The organism is Sunxiuqinia sp. sy24, assembly GCF_052677165.1.
Genome location: NZ_JBQYLH010000008.1, coordinates 23243 through 35569, shown reverse-complemented (window position 1 = coordinate 35569; position 12327 = coordinate 23243). Strand labels below are relative to the sequence as shown.

The window sequence follows — 12327 nt, the reverse complement described above, 5'->3', positions numbered from 1 at the left end:
TTCACTTACATTCTATTCATTTTCAGTAGCAACTGAAAGAACGATTTAATATCCTAATCATGAAAAAATTAGTATTTCCCATTTTAGTAATGGGTTACCTACTTTGGGCGTCAGCGTGCACCCATAAACCAGAAGAGCATAACCATCAGGAAGAGCCAACAGCACAAGAGCATGAAGGGCATGACCATGACGCCCCAACCGACGAACATGCGGGGCACGATCATGAAGCTGAAGAACACGACCATAGCACCTGTGAAGGAGAGCATGCTGATAATGAAGGAGAGCAAGAGCATGCACACGAAGATGATAGATCCTATGGGATTATCGAAATCAAACCACAGCATTTTCAGGAAGTGATTCACTGCAGTGGAAAAATCATGCCGGCACAAGGCGATGAAATCACCCTGACCGCCACCCACGATGGCATTGTTGTTTTTGGGAACAAATCGCTATTCCCCGGGAAAGCGATTCGTTCCGGAGAAAAACTGGTCACCATTTCCGGAAAAGGAATGATCCATGACAACATCGAAAACACGTTCATGGATTTGAAAACCAGCTACGAAACAGCCAAGGCCAACTACGAGCGGGCACAAGTGCTGAATGAAGATAAAATAACCTCGGATAAAGAGTTGGCTGATATTAAAATGGCTTTTGAAAAGGCAAGAAACAACTTCGAAATTGTGAAACAGAACTATTCGGCAGGAGGTCAAAACATCACGGCCTCATCCGGTGGTTTTGTTAAGGATATTCTGGTTTCGGAAGGGCAATATGTAAGCACCGGACAGGCCTTGGTCAGAATCACAAAAAACAAACGATTGGTGGTAAAAGCCGATGTACCGCAACGGTATTTCTCCATGCTTCCTCAAATTCAATCGGCCAACTTTATCACCGTCTACGATGAACAACTGCATAAAACCGGTGATTTAAACGGGAAACTAATTTCCTATGGCAAAACAACCGGCGATAACTCCTTATTTACTCCGGTCTATTTTGAAGTTGACAATGTAGGCAATTTACTTGCCGGCTCCTTTGTTGAAATTTATTTAAAGACAGCTGCGATTTCCAATGCCATTGTCGTTCCCAAATCTGCTTTGCTCGAAGAAGCTGGCCGTTACTATGTATTTGCCGAAGAAGGTGAAGAATTTCAGAAAAATTACCTGACTATCGACTGCAATGACGGTGAAAATTACCACATTTTGGAAGGGCTCAATTTTGGCGATCACGTCGCAACCAAAAACCCCTACCTGATAAAACTGGCTTCCATGTCGAGTGCTCTGCCGTCACATGGGCACCAACACTAATATTATCAACTGATTGATTATGCTGAATAAAATTATAGACTATTCGCTGAAGAATAGGTTGGTCGTGCTGATCATGACGACGCTTATTCTCGGCGCAGGAATTTTTGTAACCACTAAGATGGAGGTCGATGTTTTTCCAGATCTGAATGCTCCAACGGTAGTGGTACTGACCGAAGCCAATGGCATGGCTCCCGAAGAAGTAGAGCGTCTGGTAACCTTTCCGATTGAAACCGCAGTAAACGGAGCAACCAATATTCGTCGCGTAAGAAGCTCTTCGGCCATGGGTTTCTCCATCGTTTGGGTTGAATTTGACTGGAACATGGACATTTACAATGCCCGGCAGATTGTGAGTGAGAAACTCGCAACCATTGCTGACCAGATGCCCACTGGAGTGGGCTCTCCCACCCTAGCCCCGCAGTCATCCATCATGGGCGAAATCATGATGATTGCCCTTACCGCTGATGAAACATCTCCCATGGACTTGCGTACCCTGGCCGAATGGAATATTCGTCCACGCCTGCTTTCGGTAGGAGGAGTTGCCCAGGTGGCTATTATTGGCGGCGAGCTAAAAGAATTTCAGGTATTGGCCGATCCCTTAAAGATGGCTTTTCATGAAGTTTCCTTTTCAGAATTGATTGAAGCCTGCCAGTTCTCTAACGAGAATGTTTCCGGTGGTTTTTTGAATGAACACGGACAGGAATACCTTATTCGGGGCATTGCACGAAGCAACAGCACCGAAGAAATTGGAAACAACCTGGTAAAGATGAACGATGAGATGCCGGTGAAAGTCAATGACGTGGCTACCGTCAAAATCGGAGCAACGCCAAAAATTGGAGATGGGTCCTATCGTGCTGACGAAGCCATCATTTTGACGATTACCAAGCAACCAAATATCAATACACTGGAGCTGACAGAAAAAATCAATACATCCTTAAGCGATTTGAAGAAAACGCTCCCGGATGATGTTGGCATTCACACCGATATCTTTGAGCAGGCCAAATTCATTCAGACCTCTGTCAACAATGTCCAGAAAGCCCTGATCGAAGGCGGTATCTTTGTGGTCATTATTTTGTTTGTTTTTCTGATGAACTTCCGAACCACACTCATCTCCGTACTGGCCATCCCTCTTTCCTTATTGGTTGCTATTCTGGCGATGAAATGGATGGGAATCTCCATTAATACTATGACCTTGGGCGGAATGACCATTGCCATTGGTTCGCTGGTCGATGATGCCATCATTGATGTGGAAAATGTCTTTAAACGTTTGCGTGAAAACAGCCTGTTACAGAAAGCAGACCAACGCCCTGTCTTTAAGGTCATTTATAAAGCATCCGTTGAAATCAGGGCCTCTATTCTTAATGCCACCTTAATTATCATCGTCGCTTTTGTTCCGCTATTTTTCCTGTCGGGCATGGAAGGGCGCATGCTTAAACCGCTTGGCATCGCCTACATTGTTTCGCTATTTGCCTCGCTCTTTGTGGCGCTGACTGTTATTCCGGTACTCAGCAGTTTCTTGCTCACCAATGAAAAACGTTTGCAAAAGCAAGCCCGCGGTAGCCGTGTCGAACGCTTTTTACGACGCTATTATACGACCACGCTAGACAAAGCCTTGCGCTATCGTAAAACCGTCATGGGGGCTTCATTCGCTCTATTTATACTTACACTGCTGCTGCTTTCCGGTTTTGGACGAAGCTTCCTTCCTCCATTCAACGAAGGCTCGCTGACCATTAATACCACCACCATGCCTGGTATTAACCTGCAAGAAAGTAACAAGATAGGCACCAGAGCCGAAGAGCTTCTACTTAAGATTCCTGAAATTACCAGCGTTGCCCGAAGAACAGGCCGGGCCGAAATGGCCGAACACGCCTTTGGGGTCAATGTTTCAGAGATTGATGCTCCCTATCAGTTGGAAGACCGCTCGCGCGAAGAATTCCTCCGCGATGTACGGGAAAGGCTCAACAGCATAGAAGGAATCACCGTTGAAGTTGGACAACCCATTAGTCACCGGATTGATGCCATGCTTTCGGGATCAAAAACCAACATTGCCATTAAGCTTTTCGGAACAGACCTGAACGACCTTTTTCGCCTGGCGACCCAAATCCGCGACGAGATTCAGGATATTGAAGGCATTGGCGATTTAAGTGTTGAGCAACAAATCGAGATCCCACAGCTACAAATTAAGCCACGCCGGGAAATGCTGGCACGCTATGGCATTTCGATCAATGAGCTTCTGGAATTTGTGGATTATGCTTATGCCGGCAAAAAAATATCGGATGTCTTCGAAAATGAAAAAGCCTTCAACCTCGTGCTTCGTTTTGATGATGAATACCGCGACCGGATTGAAGCTATTCGGAATGGCTTAATCGACACGCCCAATGGACAAAAGATCCCGCTCTATTATGTGGCCGACATTCGATCTACTTTTGGTCCCAATACAATTGGACGCGAGAATGTGATGCGCAAAATCGTAGTCGCTATCAATGTGGCCGACCGCGATGTTCGCAGCGTGGTCAACGATATTCAGGATCGGATAGATGAGCACATTCAGCTTCCAGAGAACTACCATGTTGAATATGGCGGTCAGTTTGAAAGTGAAGCCGAGGCTTCGCGCATCCTACTCATTGCCTCCCTAGGTGCTTTTCTGATTATCTTCATACTGCTTTACGTCGAATTTAAAAATACGCAACTGGCACTAATTATTCTGCTTAACCTCCCACTAGCCTTGATTGGCGGAGTGATTGCCATCTGGTTAAGTTCAGGAGTGATCAGCATTCCATCCATCATCGGGTTTATAACCCTGTTTGGAATTGCTACCCGAAACGGCATTTTGTTGATCTCGCGTTACCAGTCGCTTTCCAACCAGATTGTAAGCTTAAAAGAGCGCATCATCGAAGGATCAGCCGATCGGCTCAATCCAATCCTAATGACGGCATTAACTGCTGCCTTAGCCTTGATTCCACTGGCGCTGGCAGGCGACAAACCCGGAAACGAAATTCAAAGTCCGATGGCCATTGTTATTTTAGGAGGATTGTTGAGTTCAACCTTGCTGAATAGCTACATCGTGCCCATTATTTATTACTTATTTCAGAAAAAACAGGACATTAAATCAGAATTATGAAGATCCTCATCCTATCGATATTAAGTTTCATAACACTAGCTGCACCAGCCCAACAAGGGGTAGACGATTTTTTGCAGTTGGTGGAACAGAATAATCAGGAATTACAAGCTGCACGAAAACTGGCTGATGCTGAAAAAGCCGGTTTTCAAACCGGCCTCACCCCCGATAATCCGACCATCGAATATGGTCATTTTCCTGGGAGTAACGATGCTATGGGAACGAAAACAATTTATGGCATCAGCCAGTCGTTTGACTTTCCTACCGTTTATGCCATTCGAAAGAAGCTCGCGACCAACCGGGGTGAGCTGAGCAATTTTGAGTACCAAATCTTTCGTCAGGATAAACTACTGGAAGCCAAGCTCAAGTTTTACGATTATCTGTTCTTGCTGAAACAAAAGGCTGAATATGAAAGTCGGCTGGAGCATTCCACCCAACTATACCAGTCGTATCAAGCCAAATTTGAGCAGGGCAATACCTCCGTGCTGGATGTCAATAAAGCACGCATTCAGAATTTAAAGATCAAGAGCAACTACCAGCTGCTGCTGCAGGCGATTGAAAGTACACGACAGGAACTGGAATTACTGGCCGGAAATGAACTGACCTCCCAAAAGCAAACACTGCTTGCAGAGCAGGATCTGCCGCCATTAGCCACCCTGATAGAAGAAGTTCAAGATCAACAACCCGAGCTTCGCTACCTGAAACAAGCACAAAAAATTGCAGCCATGAACGTCAAGCTGGCCCGCAATAACTGGCTGCCCAACCTGGAGATTTCCTATGAAGGTGAACAAGATCCGGACGGAACCTACCGTGGAATCAAAGCAGGGATTGCCATCCCGCTCTGGAAGGATAAAAACAAGGTTGAGCACGCACAGGCACAAGCGCTGTACGAAACCAATCGCTACGAGGCCAGAATTACCGCTATTCTGAATGAATCCACCAAATTGTATCGGCAGGCAACAGAATTCGACAAAATTCGAAAGGAGTACAAACAGACACTGAAAGAAGCTGCCAATGTTCGGTTTCTGGATAAAGCCCTGCTTATGGGACAAATGTCAGTAATTGATTATTTCAATGAATTGGCTTTTTATTACGAAACCATGGATAGCTATTTAGAGATTGAAAAGAACTATTACAGGTCACTAGCTCAATTGCAAGCCTTTCGACTCTGAAAACCAGGTTTACAAATACTTTTTCCGAACAGGATGACTATTTAGCTGCTATGAATTGAAATAATATCTCTATTTTGGCGCCCCTAATTTCGTGTATCACTGTTTTGTGACTGAAAAAAGGAGAAGGATTATGTGGAAGGATACTCAAGAGCTTGAGCGACGAACCAAGGAAGAAGAGATACAACAATTGAAGCAGCAACTGGAAGAGCAGACGCTGAAAAATGCCATGCTTGAAAAGCAACTGCATCAATACAGGAAGGAGCAGCCAAAATCAACCATGCTTCAAACCGAAAGCGAATTTGAGCCTACTGATTTCGAGAACCTCAATGCGCTTTCGGTTCCTGCTTGGGAACAAGATTACTCCAAAGCACATAAACGAATTGCAAAGCTAAAAAAGCAAGGGATTACCAATCTGCAAGACTACTTTGATCAGCATCCACAGGAATTCTTTGCGCTAATCAAGCAGGTTCGGATTATTAATTACAATCAGGCTGCAGCGAACTTACGAATGGATGACCGAGAGATTTCAACCTTATCAGATCTCTTTCACCCTTCCGGCTACCAATGTATTATAAAGAAACTAGAAACGATTCAACGCCAGGAAAAAGAGCTCGTCACCGAGATTTCTGTTCTGAAATCAAATGGAGAGGCAGCCTATTACCTGATGAGATGGGTAAGCGATGAAAATCATTCAAAGAACTATAGCAAAGTCTATGTTTCACTAATCGATATTGCCGCTCAGGATCTCGTGGAAAATCCACTCAGGGAAGCCAACCGAAAGTTATCCACCTTGCTAGGAAACCTGCATGGCATTGTTTATCAATGTCGCGCTGATGCTAGTTACACCATGTTATTTTTAAGCAAGATGGTGTATTCTATGACAGGCTACCAGGCCGACGAACTGCTCATGAACCGCGACCTGGCTTTTATCGATCTCATTCATCCGGAAGACCTGAGACATACCGAGCAACAAATTAGCCTGGCGATTCACCACAACGAACGATTCACCGTAGAGTACCGGATCAGAACCAAATCAGGAAAAGAAAAGTGGTTTTGGGAGCAAGGAGTTGGCGTTAAGAATCAAGCTGGCGAAATCGACACGATAGAAGGCTATATTCTCGATATAACTGCCCGAAAGAAAGCAGAGAAAGCCCAACAGGAAAGTGAAGAAAAGTTTAAACAATCGTTCCATTTCAGCAACTCTTTGATGTTGCTTTCAACGGCTGACAAAAACGGCCGAATCCTTGAAGCCAATTATCGGTTTGAGGAAGTTACCGGATGGAGCAAGGAGGAATATCTCAATCACTCGACCTTTGATATTGGCTTATGGGCCAACCCGAACGAACGGGATGAATATCTCCGGGAGCTGCATCGTGTCGGCTTTGTCAAAAACAAAGAGTACGATTTCCGCCTAAAATCGGGAGAAGTGCGTAATGGATTAGTTTCGGGCCAAATTCTGCAACTGCAACAAGGTCCCGCCGTGTTGGGAATGATTACCGACATTACGGAACAAAAACAGGCACAGCTGGAACTATATAATGAAAGCCTTCACCTGCAAACCGTTTTTGAAACGATTCCGGACCTGATTTGGTTAAAAGATCCCCAAGGGAAGTACCTGAACTGTAACTACCAGTTTGAGCAATTTATTGGAGCGAAAGAAAAAGATATTATCGGAAAAACCGATTATGATTTCGAGAATAAGAATCAAGCCGATTGGTTTAAGAAAAATGATCTGGCAGCTATCCAAGCCAATCAATCAAAAACCAATTTAGAATGGGTCACCTTTGCCAGTGACGGACATCAGGCTTTACTCGAAACGGTTAAAACTCCCATGTTCGACTCCAAGGAAGAACTCGTTGGGGTACTCGGCATTGCACGCGACGTAACGAAAAGCAAGCAAAACGAAAAGGAATTAAAAGAACGAAAGAACTGGTACAAAACGATTTTTAACAATACCGGAACGGCTACCTGCATCCTTAACGACAACCAGGAGATTGTGCAGATGAACGACATGTTCAAACAGTTATCGGGATTCACCCAGACCGATCTGGACAACAAAGTTAAGTGGATGGACTTTGTTTCGCCTGAAGACCTTCCCCGGATGCTCCAATACCAAAAGGAACGAGGGAAACCCGGGAAAAATCCGCCCCGGCAATACGACTGTACGCTGATCAGCAAGCATGGAACACACCATCATGCTATGATAAACATCGATCGGATTCCTGAAACGAACATGTCGGTCGCTTCGCTGCTTGACATCACGCTTCGTATCAAAGCCATCGATGAGTTAAAACAAAGTCAGGAGAAATACCAAAACCTGGTAGAGAGTATCAACGATATCATCTATGAACTGGACGAAGACTGGAACTTTAGCTACGTGAGTCCCAGTGTTGAAGCGATTACGGGCTATTCGCCGGATTTCTATCTGGGCAAACATTTCATGACTGTGGTTTCGCCCACTAATGTTTCGAGAATGCAGCAGGAGTTTGATCTGTTTCTGAACGCTCCGGACAGTGTTCCTTTCGATTTTCAGCCCAATACCAAACACAAGCAGGAAGTCTGGCTGCGAATTTCAGTTCACCCTAAAATGGAAAAGGGGTCCATGTCGGGACTCCGAGGTATTGCAATCGACATCACCAAACAAAAAGCCACTGAAGCCGAACTGATCCATGCAAAAGAAAAAGCAGAACAGGCCAATAATCTGAAATCAGCCTTTCTGGCCACCATGTCGCACGAACTACGAACACCTTTAAACGCCATCATCGGATTTAGTCAGCTAATGGATGATAGCATCTCAAAAGAAGATTTGTTGGAGATGGGTAAAATCATTTACAACAGTGGTAATCATCTGCTCTCGATCATTGAGTCTATCCTGGATTTAACCATGCTTCAGTCCAAACAGGCAAGAGTAAAAGCCGAGACCTTCGATTTCAGCGATCTGCTAAAAGACCTACGTTTTTTCCTCAACGGAGAACTTCAAAAACAGGAGAATAAGAAGCTTTGTGGCGTATTCCCTAATCTGGATGAAAGCCATAAAATTGAACTCAACACAGACAGAACCAAGCTTACCCAACTCCTAACGAACCTGCTGAGCAATGCGGTTAAGTATTCGAAAGAAGGTGCCATTGAGTTCGGTTACCAGCTAACTGATGAAACAATCACCTTTGCTGTTAAAGATGATGGCATCGGTATTCCTGTCGATAAGCAAGAGCTGATTTTTGAGCGATTCCGCCAACTCGATGATACCAGCACCCGACGATACAGTGGCGTGGGATTGGGGCTGGCTATTTGTAAAGAAATCGCCGATTTACTGAACGGGAAACTTTGGGTAGAATCGGCTGTTGGCAAAGGGGCAACTTTCTATTTTGAACTTCCCCTAGTGGCTTCAATACAAAAAGACTGCTAAGCTTTCTTTTCAGAAATCGAGGGTTAGCTGAATGGCTTCCTGTTGCGGATCTTCAAAGTTGGAAATGGTAAGCCCCAATAAGCGCACCCCTTTTACATAGGGGTCCTCAGCCTGAAGTAACTGAAGGGCAGTCTGGTGCAAAACAAGCTCCGATTCAATTTTATGTCCCAGGGTTTTACTGCGGGTAATTTGTTCAAAATCGGCAAACTTCACTTTGAGTGTCAGCGTGCGCCCAAACTTCTGGGCGCGTTGCAAGCGCTGCCAAAGCTCATCTTCAATTTTCTGCATCTGTTCTTTCAAGTCGGCCAGCAAATAGTAGTCGGTTCCAAAGGTATGCTCTGCCCCCAGCGACTTGCGCTCGCGCGAAGGCACCACGGGCCGCTCATCAATTCCCCGCACAATGTTGTAGTAATACTGCCCCGATTTACCAAACTGCCGAGTGAGTTCCTGCAATGCCAATTGCTTCAGGTCGGATCCAAAATAAATACCTTGCTTATTAAGTTTTTCAGCGGTTACCTTACCAATACCAAAGAATTTGCGCACTTCCAGCCGCTCAATAAAAGCCTGGGCATCCTCCGGGGTAATCACAAATAAGCCGTCAGGCTTTTTCTCATCCGAAGCAATTTTAGCCAGAAACTTGCAATACGAAACGCCTGCCGAAGCTGTCAGGCCAGTTGTTTCTTTTATCCGCTGTTTAATCTCCCGCGCAATCAGCGTAGCCGAAGGTTTTCCCTTTCGCGCAAAAGTCACATCCAAAAAGGCTTCATCCAATGAAAGCGGCTCCACCAGTTCGGTGTAATCAAAAAAGATATCCCTGATTTGCTGACTCACCACCTTGTATTTATCGAAGTTGCCGCGCACAAAAATCAAATCCGGGCATTTGCGCTTGGCCACCACTGAGGGCATCGCCGAACGTACGCCATACCTGCGCGCCTCGTAACTGGCCGCGGCCACTACCCCACGGGTATGATCTCCGCCAACAGCCACCGGCTTACCTCGCAAGTTGGGGTCATCGCGCTGCTCAACCGATGCAAAGAAGGCATCCATATCGACATGTATAATTTTACGTAGCGGAGTATCCATAAATCAAACTTGAACAACCGACTGATTGATGTGGTCAAAAGTAGAAAAAAAAGCCCGCAGTTATCCCTTAAATCGCACGAACGAAAATCACCTAAAATGATCGTTCATGTATCCGCAAGGCCCGTTTTGACCAAAAAATGATCAGTTCATGAAATAAACATAGGTTTACTGGGAACTTCGATTACGATATGCTAAATTCAACAATTCAACCCGTTAACCTTTGCTTCGAATGAAAATAACGCGTGCGACTACTCCACCCTCTCCTCAACATCTAGTGAATCATATGGGTATAGCCGATCAATTCGGTCGACCGATTAATGGAGTTGAAAAAAACAAGCGTGCCTGAAAATAGAAGGGGATGAAAATAAAAACTCCCACCGAAGCGGGAGTATAGGAATGTTTTCCTTCGGCATATAGCCTTATTGTGATAAGATGTAAAACAAGTAAGACTTTCAACTTTAAACGCTTTATCCTTTTATCGTATTCGGTTGTGGTTTGATGTAAAACAAGCAAGACTTTCAACATCGGGTGTTTAATGGATGAGTGGTTCTTGACGATGCGGCATTCCGTTGCATTCAAACTGCAGGGTGATGTGCTGAATATCAAATTCGTCTTTCAGGATGCGAACCAGCTCCTGATTGATGGGTTCGGTTTCGGACAATTTCAGATCATCCGTAATAAGCACATGCGCTTCGAAGTGAACGGTTCGATCGGTCAACCGCCAGATATGAATATGATATACCCGGGCCACGCCAGCTGTTTCGGTCAGGCGGGCAGCAACCTCGTGAGTTGAAATGCTAGCGGGAGCAAACTGCATCAGAATCTCGGTCGATTCTTTAAGCAATTGATAGGTATTAAACAGCAGGTAAAAGCTAATCAGCAAGGTGACCGTGGGGTCAATCCAATACCAGTCCCACAGCCAAATGCATACCGCACCAACAACAACGGCCACTGAGGTCAGGGCATCACCCATCAGGTGCAAATAGGCCGCTTTAATATTCAGGTTTTGATGTTTGTGAGCATGCAACAGAAAGACAGAAAAGCCATTGGCAACAAGGCCCAGCAGGCCCAGCCACAACATCCATCGGAAGTCAATAACGGCAGGATCGAAATACCGCTTAACAGCTTCAACCATCAGATAAAAGGAAACCCCGACCAATACCAGCGCATTGATAAACGCGGCCAGAATCTCGGCTCGCTTAAACCCAAAGGTGCTTTTAGCGGTCCGTTCCCGCGAACTTAAGCGATTGGCCATGTAAGCTAAAACCACGGCCAAACTATCGCTCAGGTTATGCAAAGCGTCTGATATCAAGGCCAGACTACCCGAAATTAGTCCGCCAACAATTTGAGCTAATGTTATAATCACATTCAGGATAATCGTAATACCCAAACGATTGTGTGTATGCTGATGTTCCATATTGCTCCCTAACAACTGAATTAAATTTAATGTTTATAGCCATAATTAATACCCCCTAGGCAGAAAGTCGAATGGAGTGCACAAACCACCAGATACAACTAGCTACCAGGCAATTAAATACATATGCGTGCCATGCAAGACTCCTGAGTAGAAGTAATATTGAACTTTTCCCTAATGTAAATACAATTATTTTGCTGTAATTCGTACCAGCTGATGCAACAATTGTAAAACGCTTGTCGTCTTTCAATCAGAAACACCAAACACACTTGGAAGCACTTTATAAAAATATTCATCAAGATGTGATTGACCGCTGCAGAGCGGGTGAACGCGAAGCTCAGTTCCAGTTGTATAAGATTTATTACCAATCGATGTACAACACCAGCCTACGCATGTTAGGCAACACCGCTGAGGCCGAAGATGTGATGCAGGAAGCGTTTTTAAGTGCTTTCAAAAAAATAGAAACTTACTCTGGCCAGGTAAGTTTTGGAGCCTGGCTCAAAAAAATTGTGGTGAACCGTTCATTGGATTACTTAAAAAAGCGTAAGGTGCAGTTTGAAGAACTGGATGAACGCTTAGCCGAGGAAATGGAAACGCCGATGATGGAAACCCATGAAGTGGATATCCAGAAAATAAAAAAGGCCATTTTTAAGCTTCCGGAAGGTTATCGGGTGGTGCTCAGCCTTTATTTATTAGAAGGCTATGACCATGATGAGATTTCAGAAATTCTGAACATTAGCAATTCCTCATCACGATCGCAACTATTGAGAGCCAAAAAGAAGCTACGTGACTATTTATTAAAAGATGAAGTTTTTTCAATTAACTAATACCGGATA

7 protein-coding genes are annotated in these 12327 nt (G+C 44.8%); 5 read left to right on the top strand and 2 right to left on the bottom strand.

The window, feature by feature from the left end:
- The first annotated feature begins 59 nt into the window (after window positions 1-59).
- From ACUNWA_RS08665 to ACUNWA_RS08650, 4 genes are all read left to right on the top strand, one after another.
- Window positions 60-1301 carry an efflux RND transporter periplasmic adaptor subunit gene (locus ACUNWA_RS08665; protein WP_445591499.1) on the top strand — a complete coding sequence of 414 codons (1242 nt, stop codon included), beginning with the start codon at window positions 60-62 and terminating at the stop codon, window positions 1299-1301.
- A gap of 19 nt (window positions 1302-1320) precedes the next feature.
- Window positions 1321-4419, top strand: a complete 3099-nt coding sequence (locus ACUNWA_RS08660; protein WP_445591498.1) for an efflux RND transporter permease subunit — start codon at window positions 1321-1323, stop codon at window positions 4417-4419.
- The gene (locus tag ACUNWA_RS08655; protein WP_445591497.1) at window positions 4416-5588 is read left to right on the top strand and encodes a TolC family protein; all 1173 of its coding nucleotides are present in this window, start codon (window positions 4416-4418) and stop codon (window positions 5586-5588) included. The genes ACUNWA_RS08660 and ACUNWA_RS08655 overlap by 4 nt, the downstream gene beginning before the upstream one ends.
- Window positions 5589-5718: 130 nt before the next feature.
- A complete protein-coding gene (locus ACUNWA_RS08650) occupies window positions 5719-8994 on the top strand; it encodes a PAS domain S-box protein (protein WP_445591496.1) in 3276 nt (1091 codons plus the stop codon).
- Window positions 8995-9003: 9 nt separating this feature from the next.
- Here ACUNWA_RS08650 and dinB read toward each other — a convergent pair whose 3' ends face one another.
- Window positions 9004-10077: a DNA polymerase IV gene (gene dinB, locus ACUNWA_RS08645; protein ID WP_445591495.1), complete on the bottom strand. Its 1074-nt coding sequence runs from the start codon at window positions 10075-10077 to the stop codon at window positions 9004-9006.
- Between the two features lie 532 nt (window positions 10078-10609).
- Window positions 10610-11494 (bottom strand): cation diffusion facilitator family transporter, encoded by an 885-nt coding sequence (locus ACUNWA_RS08640; RefSeq protein WP_445591494.1) that lies wholly within the window; start codon window positions 11492-11494, stop codon window positions 10610-10612.
- Between the two features lie 266 nt (window positions 11495-11760).
- Here ACUNWA_RS08640 and ACUNWA_RS08635 point away from each other — a divergent pair, with 266 nt between their 5' ends.
- Window positions 11761-12318 (top strand): RNA polymerase sigma factor, encoded by a 558-nt coding sequence (locus tag ACUNWA_RS08635; RefSeq protein ID WP_445591493.1) that lies wholly within the window; start codon window positions 11761-11763, stop codon window positions 12316-12318.
- Window positions 12319-12327: the final 9 nt, after the last annotated feature.

Excerpts from the sequence above, each read along its gene's own strand:
- ACUNWA_RS08665 (WP_445591499.1), top strand. The coding sequence starts at position 60 with ATGAAAAAATTAGTATTTCCCATTTTAGTAATGGGTTACCTACTTTGG.
- ACUNWA_RS08660 (WP_445591498.1), top strand. The coding sequence starts at position 1,321 with ATGCTGAATAAAATTATAGACTATTCGCTGAAGAATAGGTTGGTCGTG.
- ACUNWA_RS08655 (WP_445591497.1), top strand. The coding sequence starts at position 4,416 with ATGAAGATCCTCATCCTATCGATATTAAGTTTCATAACACTAGCTGCA.
- ACUNWA_RS08650 (WP_445591496.1), top strand. The coding sequence starts at position 5,719 with ATGTGGAAGGATACTCAAGAGCTTGAGCGACGAACCAAGGAAGAAGAG.
- dinB (WP_445591495.1), bottom strand. The coding sequence starts at position 10,077 with ATGGATACTCCGCTACGTAAAATTATACATGTCGATATGGATGCCTTC.
- ACUNWA_RS08640 (WP_445591494.1), bottom strand. The coding sequence starts at position 11,494 with ATGGAACATCAGCATACACACAATCGTTTGGGTATTACGATTATCCTG.